General features: G+C 71.0%; 18 protein-coding genes. 5 read left to right on the plus strand and 13 right to left on the minus strand.

Annotation, left to right across the window (positions count from 1 at the left end; translation table 11 throughout):
- Window positions 1-62: 62 nt before the first annotated feature.
- Together ACQRWP_RS17665 and ACQRWP_RS17670 are read right to left on the minus strand one after the other, a co-directional pair.
- Window positions 63-554, minus strand: a complete 492-nt coding sequence (locus ACQRWP_RS17665) for a hypothetical protein (protein ID WP_430496187.1) — start codon at window positions 552-554, stop codon at window positions 63-65.
- A gap of 94 nt (window positions 555-648) precedes the next feature.
- Window positions 649-2,358, minus strand: a complete 1,710-nt coding sequence (locus tag ACQRWP_RS17670) for a bifunctional 3'-5' exonuclease/DNA polymerase (protein WP_430503214.1) — start codon at window positions 2,356-2,358, stop codon at window positions 649-651.
- Window positions 2,359-2,478: 120 nt separating this feature from the next.
- Between ACQRWP_RS17670 and ACQRWP_RS17675 the strand changes: the two genes are divergently transcribed.
- Together ACQRWP_RS17675 and ACQRWP_RS17680 are read left to right on the plus strand one after the other, a co-directional pair.
- On the plus strand, window positions 2,479-4,185 hold the full coding sequence (locus ACQRWP_RS17675) for an ABC transporter ATP-binding protein (RefSeq protein WP_430503215.1): 1,707 nt from the start codon (window positions 2,479-2,481) through the stop codon (window positions 4,183-4,185).
- 50 nt (window positions 4,186-4,235) lie between these two features.
- Window positions 4,236-5,927 carry an ABC transporter ATP-binding protein gene (locus tag ACQRWP_RS17680; RefSeq protein ID WP_430503216.1) on the plus strand — a complete coding sequence of 564 codons (1,692 nt, stop codon included), beginning with the start codon at window positions 4,236-4,238 and terminating at the stop codon, window positions 5,925-5,927.
- A gap of 6 nt (window positions 5,928-5,933) precedes the next feature.
- Here ACQRWP_RS17680 and ACQRWP_RS17685 read toward each other — a convergent pair whose 3' ends face one another.
- From ACQRWP_RS17685 to ACQRWP_RS17705, 5 genes are read right to left on the minus strand one after another with little or no spacing between them, the layout of a single operon-like run.
- Window positions 5,934-6,863 (minus strand): carbohydrate ABC transporter permease, encoded by a 930-nt coding sequence (locus ACQRWP_RS17685; protein WP_430496189.1) that lies wholly within the window; start codon window positions 6,861-6,863, stop codon window positions 5,934-5,936.
- On the minus strand, window positions 6,863-7,771 hold the full coding sequence (locus ACQRWP_RS17690; RefSeq protein WP_091403976.1) for a carbohydrate ABC transporter permease: 909 nt from the start codon (window positions 7,769-7,771) through the stop codon (window positions 6,863-6,865). Before ACQRWP_RS17690 ends, ACQRWP_RS17685 begins: the two co-directional genes overlap by 1 nt.
- Window positions 7,772-7,789: 18 nt before the next feature.
- A complete protein-coding gene (ngcE, locus tag ACQRWP_RS17695; protein WP_430496192.1) occupies window positions 7,790-9,226 on the minus strand; it encodes an N-acetylglucosamine/diacetylchitobiose ABC transporter substrate-binding protein in 1,437 nt (478 codons plus the stop codon).
- 26 nt (window positions 9,227-9,252) lie between these two features.
- Window positions 9,253-10,002: a sugar isomerase domain-containing protein gene (locus ACQRWP_RS17700; protein WP_430496194.1), complete on the minus strand. Its 750-nt coding sequence runs from the start codon at window positions 10,000-10,002 to the stop codon at window positions 9,253-9,255.
- Window positions 9,999-10,952, minus strand: coding sequence for a MurR/RpiR family transcriptional regulator (locus ACQRWP_RS17705; protein ID WP_430496196.1), 954 nt, complete (start codon window positions 10,950-10,952; stop codon window positions 9,999-10,001). Before ACQRWP_RS17705 ends, ACQRWP_RS17700 begins: the two co-directional genes overlap by 4 nt.
- A 206-nt stretch (window positions 10,953-11,158) precedes the next feature.
- Between ACQRWP_RS17705 and ACQRWP_RS17710 the strand changes: the two genes are divergently transcribed.
- Entirely contained in the window at window positions 11,159-12,145 is a 987-nt protein-coding gene (locus ACQRWP_RS17710; RefSeq protein WP_430496197.1) for an N-acetylglucosamine kinase, read from the plus strand.
- A 361-nt stretch (window positions 12,146-12,506) separates the two neighbouring features.
- Window positions 12,507-13,259 carry an SDR family NAD(P)-dependent oxidoreductase gene (locus tag ACQRWP_RS17715; RefSeq protein WP_430496199.1) on the plus strand — a complete coding sequence of 251 codons (753 nt, stop codon included), beginning with the start codon at window positions 12,507-12,509 and terminating at the stop codon, window positions 13,257-13,259.
- A gap of 99 nt (window positions 13,260-13,358) precedes the next feature.
- Here ACQRWP_RS17715 and ACQRWP_RS17720 read toward each other — a convergent pair whose 3' ends face one another.
- The 4 genes from ACQRWP_RS17720 to ngcE (ACQRWP_RS17735) all read right to left on the minus strand — a co-directional run bounded on the left by ACQRWP_RS17720 (window position 13,359) and on the right by ngcE (ACQRWP_RS17735) (window position 17,071).
- Complete coding sequence (locus ACQRWP_RS17720) at window positions 13,359-13,736, minus strand: glyoxalase superfamily protein (protein WP_430496201.1); 378 nt, start codon at window positions 13,734-13,736, stop codon at window positions 13,359-13,361.
- A 50-nt stretch (window positions 13,737-13,786) separates the two neighbouring features.
- A complete protein-coding gene (locus tag ACQRWP_RS17725) occupies window positions 13,787-14,686 on the minus strand; it encodes a carbohydrate ABC transporter permease (protein WP_430496202.1) in 900 nt (299 codons plus the stop codon).
- Entirely contained in the window at window positions 14,683-15,591 is a 909-nt protein-coding gene (locus ACQRWP_RS17730; RefSeq protein WP_355494732.1) for a carbohydrate ABC transporter permease, read from the minus strand. Before ACQRWP_RS17730 ends, ACQRWP_RS17725 begins: the two co-directional genes overlap by 4 nt.
- Window positions 15,592-15,655: 64 nt before the next feature.
- Window positions 15,656-17,071, minus strand: coding sequence for an N-acetylglucosamine/diacetylchitobiose ABC transporter substrate-binding protein (ngcE, locus tag ACQRWP_RS17735; protein ID WP_430496205.1), 1,416 nt, complete (start codon window positions 17,069-17,071; stop codon window positions 15,656-15,658).
- A gap of 193 nt (window positions 17,072-17,264) precedes the next feature.
- Here ngcE (ACQRWP_RS17735) and ACQRWP_RS17740 point away from each other — a divergent pair, with 193 nt between their 5' ends.
- Complete coding sequence (locus ACQRWP_RS17740) at window positions 17,265-18,719, plus strand: acyltransferase family protein (protein WP_430496207.1); 1,455 nt, start codon at window positions 17,265-17,267, stop codon at window positions 18,717-18,719.
- Here ACQRWP_RS17740 and ACQRWP_RS17745 read toward each other — a convergent pair.
- Both ACQRWP_RS17745 and ACQRWP_RS17750 read right to left on the minus strand, forming a co-directional pair.
- Window positions 18,691-20,178 (minus strand): CoA-acylating methylmalonate-semialdehyde dehydrogenase, encoded by a 1,488-nt coding sequence (locus ACQRWP_RS17745; protein WP_430496209.1) that lies wholly within the window; start codon window positions 20,176-20,178, stop codon window positions 18,691-18,693. The two genes, ACQRWP_RS17740 and ACQRWP_RS17745, sit on opposite strands and share 29 nt — an antisense overlap.
- On the minus strand, window positions 20,175-21,473 hold the full coding sequence (locus ACQRWP_RS17750; RefSeq protein WP_430496211.1) for an aspartate aminotransferase family protein: 1,299 nt from the start codon (window positions 21,471-21,473) through the stop codon (window positions 20,175-20,177). The genes ACQRWP_RS17745 and ACQRWP_RS17750 overlap by 4 nt, the downstream gene beginning before the upstream one ends.
- Window positions 21,474-21,607: the final 134 nt, after the last annotated feature.

A 21,607-nucleotide genomic window follows, 5' to 3' on the forward strand; every position in this document is an offset into this window, starting at 1 on the left:
CCGTTACACGACCGGCATCTCCCGGCACGAGCACCGGATGATCACCGAGAAGAGTGCGGCGATCAACCCGCCTCTGCCGACAGCGCGACCGCGGTGCCGCCCCAACGCCGGGGCACCCATCGCGCCACCCAACCGAGCCCGCGCGCGGTGAGCGCGTACAGGACCACCGGAGCAACGATGAGCAGCACGGCGATTCCCGCGACCAGAGGCACGTAGCCGGCGGACACCCCGCTGGCAAGCGCCCCGGCCACGGCGTACCCGGCGGCCAGGACGACCGCGACGAGCACGGACAGCACCACCACCCGGCCGGTCCCCCGATGCCGACCGACGGCCTCCGCGACCGCCACAGCCGGCAGGAAGAGCAGGGGAATCAGGACCACGCCGAGCACCGCGGCGATCAACACGAACATCGGCCCGGCCAGCGGGCCACCCATCCCGGAGCCGGTGGCCAGCGCGTACGCCAGCAGACCGAGGTAGCCCACGACCGCCTCGGCGACGAGGACCAGGCAGGCGGCGGCCATCCCCACCAGATGACGGACGACTCCGACAACCATGGCGCACCCTCCCATCGCGACGGCGGCACGACCCGGATGAGACTAACCGGGGCGCCGCCCCGTGATGTGCCCCCGCCCGAGTGCGGCCCGCAGGTCAGGCCGCGTCGGCGTAACAGTCGACGATGGACAGGTCCAGTGGGAACCGGACCGGCGTCGCACCGAAGAGCAGCGCGGAGGCCCGCTCCCCGCAACGGTTGACAGCCTCGGCGACCGCGTCCGCCTGATCGGCCGGCGCGTGCACGACCACCTCGTCGTGCTGGAAGAAGACCAGCTCGGCGTCAGTGCCGGACAACTCCGTCCGCAGGGTGGCCAGCAACGTGGAGGCCCACTCCGCCGCCGTGGCCTGGATGACGAAGTTGCGGGTGAAGCGCCCCCGGGACCGGGCGGCACGCGCCCGCGGACTGTGCGGATCGCCCGCCCCCTCCGGATCGGAGGGCTCGTCGTCGAGATCACCGAACCCGGCCGAGCCGGGCGGACACGTACGCCCCAGCCACGACCGCACCAGCCCACCCGTCTCACCGGTCCGTGCGGCCGCCTCGACGTAACCGAACGCCGTCGGGTAGCTGCGCTTCAGCACCGCCAACGCGGGCACCGCGGCCCCGCCGGTCTGGCCGTACATCGCACCGAGCAGCGCCACCTTGGCCTTGGCCCGATCGCCGCCGAACGAGTCCCGGGCCAGGGCCGCGTAGAGGTCGCCGGCACCGCCCGCCGCCGCCAGCCGCGCGTCGCCGGAGACCGCGGCCAGCACCCGAGGCTCCAACTGGCCGGCGTCGGCGACCACCAACCGCCAGCCCGGATCGGCCACCACCGCCCGCCGGATCACCTTGGGAATCTGCAACGCGCCACCACCCCGGGTGGCCCACCGGCCGGAGACGACACCAGCCGGCACGTACTCCGGTTGGAACCGGCCGCCCCGCGCCCACTGATCGAGCCAGGACCAGCCGTGCGCCGTCCAGATCCGGTAGAGCTCCTTGTATTCCAGCACCAGCGGCACCGCCGGATGGTCCACCCCGCGCAGCACCCAGGCCCGGGTGTTGGGCAGCTCCACCCCGACCCGGGCGAACGCCTTCAGCAGCTCCGCCGGGGAGTCGGTGTGCAGGCCGCGTACGCCGAGCGCGTCGGCGATCCGGGCGGCCAGCTCGGCGAGTCGGCGTGGCGGACCACCGACCGGGGACGCCTCGCCGAGCAGCTCGTGCAGGATCTCGTTGTGCACGTCGGCACGCCAGGGCAGCCCGACGACGCCCATCTCCGCCGCGATCAGCGCGCCGGCCGACTCGGCGGCCACCAGCAACCGGAACCGGCCGGGGTGCTCGGTCGCGGCGACGCGGGTGAGCTGGTCGGCGTACACCTGGGTCAGTGCCTCGATGCCCGGGCCCGCCGGACCGGGCAGGGTGTCGAAGAGCGCGCCCTGCCCGTGCCCGGGTGGCGCGGCGGCGCGCGGCGGCGGGTCGGGCGGCACCGCCGCGCCGGTCAGCCGGGCCCAGGCGGCGGCCAGCGAGCGGGGCTCGCCCCAACGGCCCACATGCCCGAGCAGCAACGCCTCGGTCAACTCCACGTCGTGACACCGGTCGACCCGGACGCCGGCACGCAGCAGCGTCGGGTAGACCGCCGTGGCGGTCGACCAGACCCACCGCGGGTGCTCGGCGGCCTCGCAGCCGGCGACCGCGGCGACCAGATCGGTGACGACCTCGGGCGGGCCGGTCGGCCGGCCGGTGGCGTCCAGCGGGCACAGCACTCCCCCACCCCGCTCGTCGGACACCACCGCCACCAGCACGAACGTGATTCTGCCTCTCCCGTGCGACAGAAACGGAGGCGCACCTCACCGTTGTCGGGCCGGTGGGCTGTCGGGGCCGGTCGGTAGCGTGATCGGGTGCCTCCGCAGATCCCGCACCCCGATCCTGGCACCCCCGACACCCGCGGTCCGATGCGCTACCTCTGGTGGCTGGTCCGCTGCCAACCCTGGCGGGTGCTGCGCGGCAGCCTGATCGGCACGGCCTGGATGATCGGGCTCTCGGCCCGGCCCTACCTGATCTACCGTGCCGTCGACGACGGGCTGCGCGCCGGCGACAGCCAGGCCCTGGCGCTCTGGGTCGCGGCGATCGTCGTCGCGGGCGTGGCCCTGTCCTACCTGGGCATCATGCGGCACCGCACGATGACCTTCATCCGGGAGGACGCCAAGGCCCGCTCGGCCGAGGTTCTGCTGCGCCACCTGTCCCGCATCGGCGCGGTGCTGCCCCGCCGGGTCGGGGCGGGCGAGGTGTCCACCATCGGCGGCTCCGACATCGACTGGACGGCGCAGGTGCTGACGCTGACCGGGCCGGGCGTCGGCGCGGTCGTCGCGTACGGGGTGATCGCCGTGGTGCTCTGGTCGATCGCCCCGATGCTCGCTCTCTGCGTGCTGGTGGGGGTGCCGGTGGTCGGCCTGGTCGTGGGGCCGCTGCTGCGCCGCCTGGAACAGGTCGAATCGGTCTACCGCCGGCAACAGGGCGCGCTCACCGCCCGATCCGGTGACATCGTGGCCGGGCTGCGGGTGCTCGCCGGGGTGGGCGGCCGGGACCTGTTCGCCCGACGGTACGCGGCCCGGTCCCAGGAGCTACGCGCCGAGGGCTACCGGGTCGGCGCGGTCAACAGCTGGATCGACGCGGCGACGGTCGCCATCCCCGGGTTGTTCCTCGCGGCCGTGGTGTGGCTGACGGCCCGGATGGCGGTGACCGGAGACGTCACGATCGGCGAGTTGGTCGCCGTCTACGGCTACGTGGCGACCCTGATCGTGCCGGTCTGGTTTCTGCTGGAGGGCAGCCACCAGCTCATCCGCGGCCGGGTCGCCGCCCGGCGGATCGCCGACCTGCTCGCCGTGACACCGGACGACATCGGCGGCCCGGGTCGCCGGTGGCCCGGCGCCGTGCCCGAGGCACGCCGGCCGGACGACCTGGCCGGGCCGGACGGCCCCGCCGACCTGCACGACCCGGTGACCGGCCTGACCGTGCGCGCCGGCCGACTGACCGGGGTGGCGGCAGACGACCCGGCGGCGGCCGTGGCGTTGGCCGACCGGCTCGGCCGCTACGCCGTCAGCGGCGTCACCTGGGGCGGCGTGCCGCTGCGCGAGGTAGCCCTGGACGAGGTCCGCGCGCGGATCCTCGTCGCCGACCACGACTCCTACCTCTTCGCCGGCACGCTGCGCGACATCCTGCGCGCCGGGGCCGACGACGATGACGAACGGATCGGCGCGGCCCTGCGGACCGCCTCGGCGCAGGACGTCGTCGACGCCCTGCCCACCGGGCTGGACACGCCGATCGACGCCCGAGCCCGGACGCTCTCCGGCGGTCAGCGCCAACGGCTGCGCCTGGCCCGGGCGCTGAGCAGCGAGCCGGAGGTGCTGATCCTCGTCGACCCGACGTCGGCGGTGGACGCCCACACCGAGGCACGGATCGCCGAGCGGCTACAGGCCGCGCGGGCCGGGCGCACCACCGTGGTGATCGCCACGTCGCCGCTGCTGCTCGGCCGGGCCGACCTGGTCGCGCTTCTGAGCGCCGGCCGGATCACCGCCACCGGCAGCCACGCCGACCTGCTCGACGGCGACCCGGCCTACCGGCACCTGGTGGCCCGCGGCAGCGAGGAGGCGTACCGGTGAGCCGGCTGCCGGTCGCCGACCGTGGCACCGTACGCCGGGCCCTGCGCGACATGATCAGCCGGCACCGACGCGCCGTCGGGGTCGTGTTGGCGCTGCACAGCGCCGCGGCGGTCGCCGGGCTCGCCCCGCCGTGGCTGCTGGGCACCATCGTCGACCGGGTCACCGCGGGCGCGGGCGTAGCCACGGTGGACCGGTTGGCACTGGCCATCGCCGGCTGCGTCCTGGTCAGCGCCCTGCTCTCCCGGTACGCCCAGTACGCCGGCCACCGCTTCGGCGAACGGGCCGTCGCCGAGCTGCGCGAGGAGTTCGTCTCCCGGACCCTCGGGCTGCCCGTCTCGGTCGTCGAGCGTGCCGGCTCCGGGGACCTGGCCACCCGCAGCTCGGTCGACGTGTCGACGGTCGGCACCACCGTCCGGGACGTGGTGCCGACCATCGTCATCGCCACGGTGCAGTTGACGTTGCTGTTCGGGGCGGTCTTCCTGCTGCACCCGCTGCTCGGGTTGGCCGCGTTGGCCGGGCTCCCGTCGATCGTGGCGGTGACCCGCTGGTACCTACGGCGGGCCAGCTCCGCGTACCTCACCGAGGGCGCGGCGGCAGCCGAGCTGACCGAGACGCTGACCACCACCGCCGAGGGCGCGCGCACGGTGGAGGCGCTGCGGCTGGCCGACGACCGGATCCAGCACGGCACCACCCGCATCACGATGGTGTGGCGGGCCCGTCGGGCGACTCTCGCGCTGCGCACCGTGTTCTTCTCGGTCGTCGAGGCCAGCTATCCGCTACCGGTCGCCATGGTCCTGCTCGTCGGGGGCTACCTGCTCTCCCGGGACATGGTGTCGCTCGGCGCGGTGGTCGCCGCCGCGCTCTACCTGCAACAGGCGATCGACCCGTTGGACCGGCTGTTGCAGTGGACCGAGCAGGCGCAACGCGGTTTCGCCTCGTACGCGCGGCTGCTCGGCGTCGGCATGGTCCCGCCGGAACCACCCGGCACGACCGCCCTGTCACGCGGTGAGCGGCTCGTCGTCCGTGGAGCCCGGTTCTCCTACTCCGACGGGCCGGACGTGCTGCACGGCATCGACCTGGAGGTGCAGCCCGGTGAGCGGCTGGCCGTCGTCGGCCCGTCCGGCGCCGGCAAGTCCACCCTGGCCCGGCTGCTGGCCGGGATCGACGCGCCGCGCCACGGCGTCGTCAGCATCGGCGGTTGCCCGGTCACCGACCTCGACCCGGCCGAGCGACGCCGCCGGATCGCCCTGGTCACCCAGGAGCACCACGTCTTCATCGGCTCGGTACGCGACAACCTCTCCTTCGCCGCGCCCGACGCCTCCGACGAACAGATGCGCGCCGCGCTGCTCACCGTGGGCGCCGAGTGGTTCGCCGAGCTGCCCGAGGACCTGGACACCCAGATCGGCGACGGGGCCCGTCAACTCGGCGCGGCCGAGGCCCAACAGCTCGCGCTGGCCCGGTTGGTGCTCGCCGACCCGCACACGCTGATCCTGGACGAGGCGACCGCCGCGCTCGATCCGTCCACCGCCCGCCGGACCGAACGCGCGCTGGCCGCCGTGCTGGTCGGGCGGACCGTCATCGCGATCGCGCACCGGCTCAACACCGCGCACGACGCCGACCGGGTCGCCGTGCTCGCCGACGGACGGATCACCGAGATCGGCAGCCACGACGAGCTGGTCGCGGCCGGCGGGGCGTACGCCGCGCTGTGGCGCTCCTGGCACACCCGCGTCGACGAGCGCTGAGGCGTCCTACTTCACCGCGCCGGAGGTGAGGCCGGCCTGGATCTGACGCTGGAACACCGCGTACACGAGGATCATCGGGAGGATGGCGATGGTCAGCGCGGCGAACAGCCCGGACCAGTCCGCCTCGTAGCCGGCGTTGACCGAGATGTCGGCGATGCCCTGGGTGAGCACCCATTTGTCCTTGGCGTTGGAGAGCAGCACCAACGGGAGTTGGTACTGCGCCCACTGACCGATGATGTTGAAGATCGCGACGCTGATCAGACCCGGCTTCGCCATCGGCATCATCACCTGGAAGAACAGCCGGCTGTGCCCGCAGCCGTCGATCATCCCCGCCTCGGCCACCGACGACGGCAGCGTCTTGAAGAACGCGGCCAGGAAGAACACCGTGAACGGCAACGAGTACGCGGTGTAGACCAGCACCACGCCGGTGTGGGTGTCCAGCAGACCCAGGTTCTTCACCACGAAGAAGAGCGGCACCAGTGCCAGGAAGACCGGGAAGGCCAACCCCGAGACGAAGAGGAAGTAGACCGCCCGGTTGCCCCAGAACTTGTAGCGGGCCAGCACGTACGCGGCCATCGAGCCGAGCAGCATGGTGAGGAACGTGCTGCACGACACCACGATCACGCTGTTGAGGAAGTATCGCCCGACGTGCGCCTTGGTCCAGGCCCGCCCGAAGTTCTCCCAGCGCAGCTCGGCCGGCAGCGTCCACGGGCTGCTGAAGATCTCACTGGTGTTCTTGAACGCGGCGAGGAAGGTCCAGAGGATCGGCACGATCACGATCACCGCCCACACGGCGAGCGCGACGTGTCCCAGGCCGGCGAAGAACCGTGCCTCCGATCGGGGGCCCTTGTGCCCCGGCCCGGCGGGGGCGGACGGGTCACCGGTCTTCGGCGGCAGCGCCGCCGGCGTCGGCGGCAGCGTCGACTGCGGATTCATCAGTACTCCACGCTTTCCCGCTTGGTGAGCCGCAGCGTCAGCGCCGCGAACGTGAGGGTGAGGAAGAACAGCGCCACGCCCATCGCCGAGGCGTAGCCGTACTTCGAGTAGACGAACGCGTTGCGGTAGATCTCCATGGCGAGCACGGTGGTGGCGCCGTCCGGGCCGCCACCGTCCACCGAGAGCACCGCCACGATGGCGAACGCGTCGAACGCCGCGATCCCGAGGTACACCCAGGCCACCTGGAGGGTGTCCCACAGCAGCGGCAGGGTGACCCGGAAGAACAAGGTCACCTTCGTCGCCCCGTCCATCTCGGCGGCCTCGTAGATCTCACCGGGGATGGAGGCCATCCCGGCCGAGAAGAGCACCACGTAGAAGCCGACCGCCTGCCAGACCAGCACCGCGATGATCGACCAGAGGGCCAGGTTCGGCTTGACCAGGAAGAGGATCGGCTCGATGCCGAACTTCATCAACACGCCGTTGATCAGGCCGGACTCGTTCGGCCGGTACACCATCTGGAACAACACCGCGATGATGGCCACCGCGAGGACCTGGGGGAAGAAGAACACCACCCGGTAGAACTTCGCCCCCCAGACCCCCTGGCGTTGACCACCGCTGCTCTTGCCGCCCACGTTGAGCAGGAAGGCGAAGAACAGGGCGATGGCAATAGTGATCAGCGGCAGGGCAAGCAGCAGTACGCCGTGGTGCTGGACCGCTTTCCAGAAGGCCCCGTCATCGAGCAACCTCCGGTAGTTGTCGAAGCCCACCCACTGCGGGGCCGACAGCCCTCGCCAGTTGGTCATCGAGATCTGGAACGCCTGCGCGTACGGCCAGATCACGAATGTCACGTACAGCGCGACCGGGGCGAACAGGAACCCGATCACGAATGGATACTTGCCGTGCCGCATGACCCTAGCTCCGATCGATCAGCGCTTGAACTTGGTGACGGAGCTGTCCTTCTTGATGGCGTCGGCGCGCTTCTGGATCCGCTCCACGAAGGCGTCCGCGTTGATCCGGCCGAACATCAGCTCATTGGTGGCGGTACGCGCCTCCGTGTCGAGCTCCTTGTACCAGCCGTCGAAGTACAGGTTGAACACGTCCTGACCGGCCGCCTTGAGCGCGGCCTGCGAGCTGGCCACACCGGGCGGAAAGGCGAAGCCCTCCGAGCCGGCGGTGACCACGGTCGGGGCCTTGACCACCTCGGTGAAGCCCTTCGCGCCCGCCGTCGAGAGCATCTGACGCATGTACTCCAGCCCGCCCTTGGGGTTCTTGCTCTTCGCCGAGACAAAGTAGCCCTCACCGGCGGTGGCGCGCAGCGCGGTGGCCGGCAGCTTGTCCGAGGCGGACATGCTCGGCACCGGCATGAGCTGGTAGTCGAAGCCGGCCGGGGTGTCCTTCTTCTGCTCGCCCTCCAGCCAGTCACCGCTGGGGTACATGGCCACCTTGTACTGGTTCTGCCGCAGCTGCACGTCGGTGTGCTTGAGGCCCTCGAAGCTCTTGTCGCTGAACTTCGCCCCAACCTCGGCCCAAGCGGTGGCCGCCTGCTTCACAGCGTCCTGCTTCCAGGCGCCGTCCTCCAGGTTGTCGATGTTCTTCAGCACGTCCGTGCCGCCGATCTTGGCGGCGTGGGTGAGGATCACGTTCCACTGGTAGTAGGCCGCGTTCGCACCGGCGTAGCCGTACGGGGTGATGCCCTTGGCCTTGATGGCCGTGAGCAGGGCGATGAACTCGTCCCAGTTCTTCGCCGGCGCCCAGCCGTTGTCCTTGAACAGCTTCCCCGAGTACCAGATGCCGAAGACCGTGGAGACGTAGTACAGGACGAACGGTTTGCCGTTGAACGAGCCCGCCTCGATGGTGCCCGGCACCACCGTGTCGCGGACCTTCTTGGCCGGGTCGTCGACCGACGGCGCGTCCCACAGCTCGGTGAGGTCCTGGAGCTGACCGTCGGCCACGAGCGCGCCGAAGTCCATCAGCTTCTCGCCCGAGTTGTTCACGAACTCCGGCGGGTTACCGGAGGCGAACCGCGGCTGGAGCACGGTGGAGACGGCCTGGGTGGCCTGGTGCTTGACCTCCGCCTTGGGGAACGCCTTCTTGTACAGCGGCTCGTGCACGTCGGTGGCGTACTTCTCGCCGTAGCCACCGTTGAAGATGACCACCTCGATCGCGGCGTCCTCCTTGACGCCCAGCGGGTTCTTCTCGCTCTTGGTGCCGCCGGCGACCTGCTCGCTGTCACCGTCGCTGCCGCTGGTGGCGCAGGCGCCGAGCAGGCCGATGGCCGGAGTGGCGAGCATGCCCACGGCGGCGGCGCGACGCAGCACCGTGCGACGGTCGAGTGCGGCCGGGTGTTCGGGGGTAATCGACATCGTCGTGTCTCCTTGTGGAATTCGGGTCAGGCGGTACGCCGGAGACGTCCGGCGTACCGCGACTCGAGGGCGAGGTTGTGCTCGTCCCCGCCGGGGACGTTGGCGGAGAGGTAGATAGGGGGTACCTCCCCGGCCTGGTGGAACCGTCGTACGACCTCCGCGGTCAGCAACTGCGCCAGCAGCGCCGTGGTGACCGAGGAGACCGCACAGACCGCGCCGCCGCCCTCGAGCGGCAGCAGTGCATCGCCGTACGGCGCGCCATTGTCCAGCACGACGTCGGCGAGGTCGGCGAGCCGGCGACCGGACGGGTGCCGTGGGGCGACCCGCGCGGTGTGCTCGACCGAGGTGACCGCGATCAACGGGTGACCGCGCTCGGTGACCAGCGCCGCCAGCTCGACCACCGAGCCGTTGATGCCGGATTGGGACGCCACCACGAACACGTCGCGCGGCTGGGGCGCCGCGAGCGCGTAGATCTGGTGGGCGATGGAGGGATCACGTTCCAGCTTGGGGTCGGCGAGCACGTCACGCGGGGCGTCACCGTGCATCACCAGGTCCCGTACCGAGAGCCGGTTCGTGGGCACCAACCCGCCGGCCCGGGCGACCAGTTCGGCGGCGAACGCCTCCGAGTGCCCGGCGCCGAACGCCTGGAGCACGCCGCCTTCACGCAGGCTGTCGGCGATCAGGTCGGCGGCCCGGGTGATCCCGTCGGCCTCCGAGTCGAGCAGCCGGTCGAGCACCGGGCGGACGGCGTCCACGTACCCCTGGGCGCTGATCATGAGTGGGCTCCCTTCGCTGCCTTGTGCCCGTCGACGGCCTGCGCTGTCCGCCGGAAGGCCGCGTGCGCGCGGTCGTGCGTGCGTTGGGCGACGGCGATGTAGAGCAGGTCGAGCACCACCAGTTGGGGGTGCCGGGCGGAGAGCGCGTCCGGCCGGAAGGTGGTCGCCTGGCTGGCCGTGAGCAGCACGATGTCGGCCAGTTCGGCCAACGGGGAGCGGGGGAAGCCGGTGAGCGCGAGCGTGGTGGCGCCCCGGCTGCCCGCCTCGGCGAGCATCTCGATCGTCTCCCGGGTCTGCCCGGTGTGCGAGATGCCGAGCGCCACGTCCCCCGATTTCAGCAAGGCGGCGCTGGCCAGCCCCTCGTGCACGTCGTTCCACGCCCACGCCGCCACACCGATGCGGTGCAGGCTGAACTGCATCTCCTCACCGACCAGGGCGCTGCCGCTGGCACCGGAGATGTTCACCCTGCTGGCGCCGGCGATCGCCACTGCGGCCCGCTCCACCTCGGTGAGGTCGAGCAGGGTGGCGGTGTCGTGCATGGCCCGGGTGTCGGCGGCCATGATCTGGTCGAGCACCCGCGCGAGTGGGTCGCTCGGCTGGATCTCCCGTCCGATGTCGACTGTCCAACCGGCCGAGCGGGCCCGGCCGGTCTCGGAGGCGATGCCCAGTCGCAGGTCGGCGTACCCCTCGAAGCCCATCGCCCGGCAGAAGCGGGTGATGGTCGCCGGTGAGGTGCCGCTCCGCTCGGCCAACTCGACGATTGTCGCGCGGGCGGCGGCCTCGGGGTCACTGAGCACGTGCTCGGCAACCCGGCGCAGGGCTCCGGTCAACTCGCCGAGCCCGTTGCGGACGCGGGCCAGCACCCCGTCGGAGGCGGAACTCCGTCGCTCGATCACGTTGGCGTCGACCACCGCGGTCCCCGCGGCGGTGTCCACCTCGTGATCAACCATGAGACGCCTCAGCTTTCCGAAAAGACTGTTAACTGTTAGTGGTAAAAGTTCTTACTAACCGACCCTCTGTGTCAAGACTGTGGGCGAAGTTTTCAAACTGTTACCTGGCGCACAGGCCTCTCCGCCCGCCACAACTTGCCCCGCACGACCCCGCCGACCAGCATGAACAAGCCAGATCGCCGTTCCGCGCAAGGAGACTCGTGCCGATGTCCGACAACGTCGTGGTGGGTCTCGATATCGGCGGTACGTCCACCCGGGCGACCGTCCTCACCCTCACCGGGCAACGCGTCGGCACCGGCCGCGCCGGCGGTGGCAACCCCACCAGTCACGGCGCCGAACGCGCCGCCGCCGAACTGCTGACCGCCCTCCGCGAGGCGCTCGCCGACGTCGACCCGACGCGGGTGGCCGCCGGCACCATCGGGCTCGCCGGAGCCGGCCGACTGCTCGCCGACCCGGCCGGACGGGCCGCCTTCGACCAGGCCTGGCACGACGCCGGCCTGCGCTGCCCGTACGAGGTGCACGGCGACGCCCTGGTCGCGTACGCCGCCGGCACCGCCGCCCCGGACGGAACCATCCTCATCGCCGGCACCGGGGCGATCACCGCCCAGGTCCACGAGTTGCGGCTCGACCGCATCGCCGACGGCCACGGCTGGCTCCTCGGCGACGCCGGCTCGGGCTTCTGGCTCGGTCGGGAAGCCGTTCGCCGACTGCTCGCCGATCTGGACGCCGGCCGTGGGCTTGGCGCACTGGCCACGACCGTGCTCACCGAAATTCTGGGCAGCGCCGATATCGCCGCCCGCCCCCGGGACACCGTCGACGCCACCATCCAGACGGTGACCCGTCGACCTCCCATCGACCTGGCCCAGCTCGCGCCGCTGGTCGTCGACGCCGCCACCCACGGCGACCCGGTCGCCACCGAGCTGATCACCAACGCCGCCGCGCACCTCAGCGAAAGCGTGAGCCGCATCCGCCCCGCCGGGGCGGTGACACCGATCGTGCTCGGCGGCGGCCTACTCACCGCCGACACCCCGCTCGCCGCCGCCGTCCGGGCCGAGATCACGCGACACTGGCCGGACGCTCCGCTGCGCACCGCCGGAGACGGAGCCGCCGCCGCAGCCTGGCTCGCCGCCCGTGGCCTACCCGAGGTGACCGACCCAACCGCCCTGCACGCCCGCCTCTTCCCCACCCCCTGAAGCCCTCGGCGGGGCGCGCACCGCGCCTTGCGCCGCGCCACGCGCGCCACGCGCGCCCCGCGCGCGCCGCGCCCCGCCCCGCGCCGCGCCGCGCATGATCGCACTAGATCCAGGATGTAGTGCTTTCCGGCCGCGACGAGGGGACTCTTTCCAGGATTTGGCGCGATCACCGGTGCGCGGCGCCCGAGACGAGCACGATCACGGCGGGCGCGGCACCCGCCCTCCAGCGATGGCACCAGAGCCCGCTCCCCACTGGGAATCCTTTGGCATACTTGCTTGTTCAAGCAACTATGACCGGGTTCGACGAGAGGTTCAGCCGTTCCGCGTCATTGACATCACTGCAGGAACCGGAGGTACTGACATGAATCGCCTCGAAGGGCGCGCTGCCCTGGTCACAGGCTCGACGAGCGGAATTGGGCGCGGCGTGGCGGAGGCGATGGCCCGCGAGGGCGCCATCGTCGTCGTGACCGGACTTGGCGCGGAGCAGGGTGCTCAGATCGTCGACGGAATCGTCGCGGAGGGCGGCATCGCCCACTTCGTCGAGGCGGACCTCTCTGCGGGTGGCTCCGAGATCCGCCGCCTTGCACAGGAGGCGACGGCCCTGGCGGGTCGGCCGATCGACATCCTGGTCAACAATGCGGCCTTTCTCGTGCCGCCTCACCCCATGACAGAGTCGACCGAGGAACAGATCGACCAGGTGCTGGAGGTCAACATCAAGGCGCCGTACCTGCTGACGGCGGCCCTGGTGCCCGGCATGGTGGAGCACGGCGGCGGATCCGTGATCAACATGGGCTCGATCGGCGGCGTAGACGGAATCAAGTTCACCTCGCTCTACGGCGCCAGCAAGGCAGGCCTGCACTCGTTGACGAGGTCGTGGGCCGCGGAGCTGGCCGCCGACGGTGTGCGGGTGAACACCGTCGCCCCCGGACCCACCATTACGGAGGGTAACGAAAACCTCCGCCCCCTCCTGGAGAAGCTCGCCGAGAGCAACCCAGACAGGCGTACGGGCAACGTGCAGGACACCGCAGCGGCCGTGATCTTCCTCGCCAGTGAGGAGGCGTCACACATCCACGGTGTACTCCTTCCCGTGGACGGCGGGGCCCTCGCGATCTGACGACAGGCCGGCCCGGCGCGTCGGCGCCGAGCCGGCCCCGCGCCCGCGCACGTCGGGCAGGGCGCACGTTGGGCGGCTCCGTTGACCGATCAGGATCGGTCAGACCTGGGTTGCCTGGAGGACGATGCCGTTGCCGTCCGGGTCGTCGAAGGTGACGTACCGGCCCCAAGGGGCGAGTTGGATGCCGCCGTCGGCGAAGTCGACCCCCCGCTCGCCCAGCCGGGCCACGTCGCCGTCGAGGTCATCGGTCTCCAGCACCAGACCCTTGAGCGACCCGGGCGGCATGGTGGGGAACCAGGTGACCAGGGTGAGAGCCGTGGCGGCGCCCCGGGGCGCCACCTGCACCCAGCGTCCGCCGTCGGGGCCCATCGGGTTGTCCCGGACCAACTCGAAGCCGAGCACGTCGACGTAGAAGTCGCGGGCCCGGTTCTGGTCGGCGACGGGTACGGAGAGTAGCTGCACATGGGTCACGGTCACGCCGACCACGATAGCGAGGAGGCACGATAGCGAGGCGGTAGGAACGGACCCTACTTGAGTTGTCCTGCGGTGAGACCGGCCTGCACCTGCCGCTGGAAGGCCACGTAGACGGCGAGCACCGGGAGCACCGCGATGCTCAGCCCGGCGAAGAGCCGGGCGTAGTCGCCGGCGTAGCCCTGGCTGACCGAGAGCGCGAACAACCCCTGCGCCAGCATCCACTTGGACTCGTCGCCCTGCAACAGAACCTGAGGCAGCAGGAACTGGTTCCAGTGGCTGAGGAAGTTGAAGATCGCCACGCTGATCAGTCCCGGACGTGCCATCGGCAGCATCACCCGGAAGAAGAGCCGGAAGTGACCGCAGCCGTCGACCATTGCGGCCTCCGCCACCGAGGTCGGCAGAGTCCGGAAGAACGCCGTCAGGAAGAACACCGTGAACGGCAGCGAGTAGGCCGCGTACACGAGGATCAGCCCGAGCCAGGTGTTGAAGAGACCGGCGTTGCGGACCACGAAGAAGAGCGGCACCAGGGCGAGGAACACCGGGAACATCAGGCCGCCGACGAACAGGTAGTAGACGACCTGGCGGCCGCGGAACTCGTACCGGGCGAAGACGTACGCGGCGGTGGCGCCCATCAGCATGGTGAGGCTGACCGAGCCGGTCACCACCACCAGGCTGTTGACGAAGTACCGGCCGATGTGCGCGCCGGTCCAGGCCCGCGCCCAGTTGTCCAGGTGCAGCGTTCCGGGGAGCCCCCACGGGTCGGCGAGGATCTCACCGTTGGTCTTGAACGAGCTGATGAACATCCACAGCAGTGGCAGTACGGTCAGCAGGCCCCAGAGCAGCAGGAAGCCGTGCGAGAGGGCGTTGGCCACGCCGAGTTCCCGGCGCACCGGGCGGTCCCCGCTGGTGACCAGGGTCGGGGCGGTCGCGGTGGGTTGATCCAGAGTGGTCACGAGTACTCGATCCGTTCGCGCCGGCCGACCCGCAGCGACAGCACCGCCACCGAGAGGGTCAGGAAGAACATCACCACGCCGATCGCCGAGGCGTAGCCGAACTTGGTCTCGCTGCCGAAGGCGGTGTCATACATGCGGACGCCGATCACGTCGGTGGAGAAGTTGGGCCCGCCGTTGGTCATCAGCTGCACGAGGATGAACCCGTCCAGTGCGAAGATGGCCAGGTAGACCCAGGCGACCTGGACGGTGTCCCAGAGCAGCGGCAGGGTGACCCGGCGCAGTGTGGTGAACCGGGACGCGCCGTCGAGCAGCACCGCCTCGTAGATCTCCTTCGGTACGGCCGACATCGCCGCGCCGAACAGCACCACGTAGAAGCCGACGTTGCTCCAGACCATCACCGCGAGCACGCACCAGAAGGCGGTCGCCGGATCGCCAAGCCAGGTCGGGGCGGGCAGGCCGAGGCCGTGCAGAGCGGTGGTGAGCAGCCCCTTGTTGGGGTGGTACACCTCCTTCCACAGCAGCGCGATGATCACCACGGAGAGCACCTGGGGGAAGAAGTAGACAGTGCGGTAGAGCGCGCCGCCGCGTACGCCGGTGACGCCGGCACTGCCCTTGCGCCCGCCCATGGCGAGCATGGTGGCGAAGAAGAGCCCGAGCACGATGGTCAGCACCGGCACCAGACCCAGCAGGATCACGTTGTTCTTCAGCGCGTTCCATACGTAGTCGTCGTGCCAGAGGGTCTTGAAGTTGGCCAGGCCGACCGGGTTGGCGTCGGCCGAGTAGCCGAGCCAGTCGGTGGTGGAGATCTGGAACGCCTGGAGGTACGGCGAGACGACGAAGAACACGTACAGCAGCACCGGTGGCACCAGGAACGTGACGATCAGCGGCCACTTGCCATGTTTCACGAGGGGGACCTCTCCGTTGGGGTACGGCCGGTGGGGGCGGACCTCTCCCCCACCGGCCTCGCGGTCAGGCCGCTCGCTTGTACTTCTTGATCGAGCTGTCCTGGGCGATCGAGTCGGCGCCCTTCTGGCACTGTTCGAGGAACTCGGCGGGGCTGATCCGGCCGCTGAAGAACTCGCCGCAGGCGGCGTCGATGAGGTTGCGCTCCAACTTGCGGTAGTAGTTGTTGTAGACCCAGTTGAAGCCGTTGGCGCCGGACGCGTCGAGGGCCTTGACCACGGTGCTCAGCCCGTACGGCAGCTCGACGCCCTCGGTGGCGCCGGCGACCACGGTGAGGCTGGCGACCTTCTTCGTGAAGTCCTGGGCGCCCTTCTTGGAGAGCATGGTTCGGAAGTACTCCAGGCCGCCGGCGACGTTGCGGGCCTTGGCGGGCACCATGAACGGTTCCCCGGCGGTGCCCCGGATCGCCTCGAACGGCAGCTTGTCGCCGCTGCCCAGGCTCGGCGTCGGCGCGATGGTCATGTCGAACCCGGCCGGGGTGACATCCTTCTGCTCGCTCTCCAGCCAGGAGCCGCAGGAGATGAAGGCGGCCTTGCCCTGACACCAGGCGGTCTGCGACTGCTTGTGGTCCAAGCCGGGCGAGCCGTCCAGGATGTACTTGTCCTTGACGATCTGGTGCCAGGCGTCGGCGGCGGTCCGCATCGAGTCGGACTTCCAGGCGTTCGGCTCCAGGTTGTCGATGGCGGTCGCCACGGACGGGCCGCCGAGCTTGATGGCGGTGGAGATCAGGGGCCAGCTCATGTAGCGCGGGTGCAGGCCGGCGTACGTCCAGGGGGCGATGCCGGCGGCCTTGATCTGCTTGCACAGCGCGATGTGCTCGTCCCAGGTCTTCGCGTACGACCAGCCGCGGTCGGCGAAGAGCTTGGCGGAGTGCCAGATGCCGTAGGCGGTGTAGGTGTAGTTGAGCACCAGGAACTTGCCGTCGTAGGAACCGACCTCGACGGCGCCGGGCAGCAGGGTGTCCTTGACCGTCTTGCCGGGAATGTCGAGGCTCGGGGCGGCCAGCAGGTCGTCGAGGCCGGCGAGGGCGTTCTGGCTGACCAGACCGTTGAAGTCGATCTGGCCGGAGCCGGAGTTGTTGACCACGTCCGGCGGGGTGCCGTCGACGAAGCGCGGCTGGAGGGTCTTGCTGATCTCCTGGGTGGAGGAGTGCTTGATCTTCGCCTTCGGGTACTTCTCGGTGTACATGGCCTCGTGGGCCTTGGCGTACTCCTCACCGAAGCCACCGCCGAAGATCACCACCTCGAGTGGGGCGTCCTCCTTCACGCCGAGCGGGTTCTGCTCGCTCTTGGTGCCCTGGTAGGTCTCGGCATCGTTCTTGTCACCGCCACCGCTGGTGGCGCAGCCGGACAGCAGGCCGGCGGCGGGGGTGGCCAGGAGGCCGGCGGCGGCGCTGCGCCGCAGGATGTCACGCCTGTTCATGGGTTCTCCTCGGGTCGGGTCGGGCGGATCGCCGGTCTGTGGGGGGAGGCGTCTGCCGCGCGAGGGGCGGTAGTTCTCTTCAGTTCATGCTCTGTTGCTGAAGAATTTCTACGACAGCCGGGCTCGGACTTCAAGTCCTGACTGTCGAACCGTTATCACCACCAGCCGCCGCCGGGTCGCCTAGCCTGGGGCGATGCGCCGTCTGCGCCAGCTGGCCGAGCGCACCCCGGCTGGGCGGGAGCGGTACGTCGACCTGCTCCGCGCGCTCGCCATCACCATGGTCGTTTTCGGACACTGGAGCGTCACGGTGATCGGGCGTGACCCCGGCGGGCAGGCCACCGGGCACTCCGCGCTCGGCGACCTGCGCTGGGCGTACCCGCTGACCTGGCTGGCCCAGGTGATGCCGGTCTTCTTCCTGGTCGGAGGGTACGCCAACGCGGCCTCGCTGACTCGGCTGCGGGCCCGCGGCGGCGATGCCGCCGGCTGGCTGATCGACCGCAGTGCCCGCCTGGTTCGCCCCACCAGCACGCTGCTGCTGGTGCTCACCACCGCGGCGGCGGTCGCGTGGCTGCGCGGCGTCGACCCGAGCCAGATCCGCGAGGTGTTCTGGTTCGCCACCATTCCACTCTGGTTCCTGGTCGCCTACCTGGCGGCGGTCGCGCTCACCCCACCGATGTACGCGCTGCACCGCCGCCTCGGCCTGGCCGTACCGCTGGCGCTCGTCGCCCTGGTCGGCCTCGGCGACGTCGGCCGGCTGAGCGGGCCGGAGGAGCTGAGCTACGGCAACTACCTCTTCGGTTGGCTCGCCGTCCACCAGCTCGGCTTCGCCTGGCACGACGCCCGCGCCGCACCACCACCCGCCGGTCCAACCGCGCCACCACCCGCGAAGGCCGGCCGAACCCCGCCACCACCTACCGAGACCGACGCTGCCGGGCCATCGGCTCCCGACCGTCCGGGGGTACGCCGACGGCGGCTGCCCACCTCCCGCCGGGCCGGTCTGGTCTTCCTCGCGGGTGGGCTGGGCGCGGTGCTGCTGCTCACCGTGCTCGGCCCCTGGCCGGTGGCCATGCTCAAGGTGCCCGACGAGCGGCTCGACAACGCCGCGCCACCCAGCCTCGCGTTGCTGGCCGTCGCCACCGGCCAGCTCGGGCTGATCCTGCTGCTGCGCGGCCCGGCCGAGCGGCTGCTGCGCCGCAGCGGGCCGTGGCAGCTGGTGATCGGGGTCAACCTGGTGGTGCTGACCGTCTTCCTCTGGCACCTGACCGCCGCGATCCTGCTGATCGGGTTGCTCGACGCGGTCGGGACGCTGCCCACCCCGGCGGTCGACACGGCCGCCTGGTGGGCCTGGCGGGTGCCCTGGTTGCTGCTGCTCAGCGCCGTCCTGGCGGTGCTGGTCGCCATCTTCGGGCCGGTGGAGGCGCGCAGCGGCCGGCACCGCACCGGCCGGCGGACCCCTCGGGGCATCCCGACCCGGGCGGCGTTGGCGGTGGCCGGCTACGCCGCCGTGGTGGCCGCGCTGCTGGTCAACAGCACCACATCGCAGCAGGCGCCGGAGCCGCTCGGCACGCCCGTCCCGGCGCTGGTGGCGTACCTGGCCGGGGCGGGCGTGCTGCGACTGCTCAGGTCTGGGTGGGGAACCCGAGGTTGACCCCGCCGTGCCGCGGATCCAACCAGCGGCTGGTGACGACCTTGCCCCGCGTGAAGAAGCGCACCCCGTCCTCGCCGTGGGCGTGCAGGTCACCGAAGAGGGACGACTTCCAACCGCCGAACGAGTGGTACGCCATCGGCACCGGGATCGGCACGTTGATCCCGACCATGCCCACCTCCACCTCGTGCTGGTAGCGCCGGGCCGCCCCGCCGTCGTTGGTGAAGATCGCCGTGCCGTTGCCGTACGGGCTGGCGTTGACCAGGTCCACCGCCTCGTCGTACGAGCCGACCCGAACCACGCTCAGCACCGGCCCGAAGATCTCGTCGGTATAGATCGACATGCCCGGGGTCACCCGGTCGAACAGCGTCGGGCCGAGCCAGAAACCGTCCGGGTCGCCGTCCGGCGTCACGTCCCGCCCGTCCACCACCGGCACCGCGCCCGCGGCGACACCGGCGTCCACGTAGGAGCGCACCTTCGCCGCGTGCCCGGCGGTCACCAGCGGGCCCATGTCGCAGCCCCGTCGGCCGTCGCCGGTGCGCAGACCGGTCACCCGCTGGGCGATCCGCTCGACCAGCGCGTCCGCCACCGGCTCCACCGCCACCAACACGGAGATGGCCATGCACCGCTCCCCCGCCGAGCCGAACCCGGCGTTGACCGCCGCGTCGGCGGCCAGGTCCAGGTCGGCGTCCGGGAGCACCACCATGTGGTTCTTCGCCCCACCGAGCGCCTGCACCCGCTTGCCGGCGGCCGTTCCGCGCTGGTAGACGTACCGGGCGATCGGGGTGGAGCCGACGAACGACACCGCCCGCACCTCCGGGTGCTCCAGCAACGCGTCGACCGCCTCCTTGTCGCCGTTGACCACGTTGAGCACCCCGTCGGGCAGGCCCGCCTCGGCGAACCACTCGGCCAGCAGCAGCGCCGCGCTCGGGTCCTTCTCGCTCGGCTTGAGCACCACCGCGTTGCCGCAGGCCACCGCCACCGGCACGAACCACAGCGGCACCATCACCGGGAAGTTGAACGGCGAGATCACCGCGACCACTCCGAGCGGCTGCCGGATGGTGTACGAGTCGACCTCGGTGGACACGTTCTCGCTGAACGCACCGCGCAGCGCCGACGGCAGGCCGCACGCGTACTCGATGACCTCCAGGCCGCGCTGGACCTCGCCGGCGGCGTCGGCGAGCACCTTGCCGTGCTCGGCGGTGATCACCTCGGCGAGCCGGTCCCGCCGGGTGTGCACCAACTCCCGGAAGGCGAACAGCACCGCGGACCGCCGCGCCAGCGACGCGTCCCGCCAGGCCTGCGCCGCGCGGGCGGCGGCCTGCACGGCGACGTCGACGTCCGCGGTCGAGGCCAGTTCGACCTCGGCGGTACGCCGACCGGTCGCCGGGTCGAACACGTCGCCGCGCCGCTCGGAGGTACCGCCGACCCGCTTGCCGTCGATGAAGTGACCGATGCTCATGCCGCCACCCCCGCCGCCGAACGGATCGCGTCGACGAGGATCGCCAGGCCCTCCCGGGCCTCCTCCTCGGTCAGCGTCAACGGTGGACCCATCCGCAGCACGTTGCCGTGGAGCCCGCCCTTGCCGGTCAGCAGGCCACCGTCCCGGGCGGCTTCGAAGACCCGGTTGGTCAGCGCCGGGTCCGGCTCACTGCTGCCCGGTCGGACGAACTCGACGCCGAGCATCAGCCCCTTCCCGCGTACCTCGGCGACGCAGTCGAGCTCGCCCACGGCGGCCCGCAGGCCGTCGGCGAGGATCGCGCCGACGCGGGCCGCGTTCGCCTGGAGGTCGTGCGCGATCAGGTAGTCGAGCACCGCGTTGCCGGCCGCCGTGGAAATCGGATTGCCGCCGAAGGTGGAGAAGCTGATGGCCGGCACCGACTCCAGCACCTCGGCCCGGCCGACCACCCCGGCCAGGGCGAACCCGTTGCCGATGCCCTTGGCGAAGGTGAGCAGGTCCGGTGTGACGCCGTGCGCCTGGTAACCCCAGAAATGCTCCCCGGTACGCCCCCAGCCGGTCTGCACCTCATCGGCGATGAACAGGATGCCGTGCTCGTCGAGGACCTTCTTCCAGCCGGCGAAGAGCCCGTCCGGCGGGTGCACGAAACCGCCCACACCCTGGATCGGCTCGGCGATCAGCGCGGCCACGTCACCGGCGGTCTGGGTGGCCAACACCTCGCGCAGGTCCTCCACCGCCGCGTCGACCTGCTCGTCGGCGCTGAGCCGGGCCAGCAGGCCGCGTACCCGGTCACCGGAGTGCAGCCAGGCCACCTGGAGCGGGTTGAGGCCGCTGGCCGACCAGTTGCGGTTGCCGGTGACGCCCATCGCCGCGTACGACCGGCCGTGGTAGCTGTTGCGCACGGCCAGGATCTGGTGCGAGCGGCGGTGGTTGGTGGCGACCAGCAGCGCCGCCTCGTTCGCCTCGGTGCCGGAGTTGGTGAAGAACACCCGGGCGTCCGGAATACCGGAGCGCTGGGCGATCTTCTCGGCCAGCTCCACCTGTTGACGGATCAGGTAGAGCGTCGAGGTGTGCGCGATGCCGGTGGCGAGCTGCCGCTCGACGGCCTCCCGGATCTCCGGGATGTCGTACCCGATCATGTTGGTCAGCACGCCGCCGAAGAAGTCCAGGTAGCTGCGACCCTGCGCGTCGGTGACTCGGCGGCCCGAGCCGGAGACCAGCTCGATCGGCTCGGCGTAGTACAACGGCATCCAGGACGGGAGCACGGCCCGGTGCCGGGCCAGCAGGTCGTCGGTCATCGTGGCAACCCTTCAGCGGCGTTCGTGGATACCGCACGCTCCCACCGCCGGCCGATGCGAACAACTGTCAGCCTGTAGCGCATGGGCGTCCCGACCTGACAGCACGTCAACGGTTTCCACGGCAAGGGTTGGCC

The sequence above is a fragment of the Micromonospora trifolii genome (genome assembly GCF_050516465.1).
GTDB lineage: Bacteria > Actinomycetota > Actinomycetes > Mycobacteriales > Micromonosporaceae > Micromonospora > Micromonospora trifolii.

Coding starts and splice junctions, on each gene's coding strand:
- ACQRWP_RS17680 (WP_430503216.1), top strand. CDS start 4,236: ATGATCAGCCGGCACCGACGCGCCGTCGGGGTCGTGTTGGCGCTGCAC.
- ACQRWP_RS17715 (WP_430496199.1), top strand. CDS start 12,507: ATGAATCGCCTCGAAGGGCGCGCTGCCCTGGTCACAGGCTCGACGAGC.
- ACQRWP_RS17685 (WP_430496189.1), bottom strand. CDS start 6,863: ATGAATCCGCAGTCGACGCTGCCGCCGACGCCGGCGGCGCTGCCGCCG.
- ngcE (WP_430496192.1), bottom strand. CDS start 9,226: ATGTCGATTACCCCCGAACACCCGGCCGCACTCGACCGTCGCACGGTG.
- ACQRWP_RS17710 (WP_430496197.1), top strand. CDS start 11,159: ATGTCCGACAACGTCGTGGTGGGTCTCGATATCGGCGGTACGTCCACC.
- ACQRWP_RS17745 (WP_430496209.1), bottom strand. CDS start 20,178: ATGAGCATCGGTCACTTCATCGACGGCAAGCGGGTCGGCGGTACCTCC.
- ACQRWP_RS17740 (WP_430496207.1), top strand. CDS start 17,265: ATGCGCCGTCTGCGCCAGCTGGCCGAGCGCACCCCGGCTGGGCGGGAG.
- ACQRWP_RS17705 (WP_430496196.1), bottom strand. CDS start 10,952: ATGGTTGATCACGAGGTGGACACCGCCGCGGGGACCGCGGTGGTCGAC.
- ACQRWP_RS17675 (WP_430503215.1), top strand. CDS start 2,479: ATGCGCTACCTCTGGTGGCTGGTCCGCTGCCAACCCTGGCGGGTGCTG.
- ngcE (WP_430496205.1), bottom strand. CDS start 17,071: ATGAACAGGCGTGACATCCTGCGGCGCAGCGCCGCCGCCGGCCTCCTG.
- ACQRWP_RS17665 (WP_430496187.1), bottom strand. CDS start 554: ATGGTTGTCGGAGTCGTCCGTCATCTGGTGGGGATGGCCGCCGCCTGC.
- ACQRWP_RS17700 (WP_430496194.1), bottom strand. CDS start 10,002: ATGATCAGCGCCCAGGGGTACGTGGACGCCGTCCGCCCGGTGCTCGAC.
- ACQRWP_RS17690 (WP_091403976.1), bottom strand. CDS start 7,771: ATGCGGCACGGCAAGTATCCATTCGTGATCGGGTTCCTGTTCGCCCCG.
- ACQRWP_RS17750 (WP_430496211.1), bottom strand. CDS start 21,473: ATGACCGACGACCTGCTGGCCCGGCACCGGGCCGTGCTCCCGTCCTGG.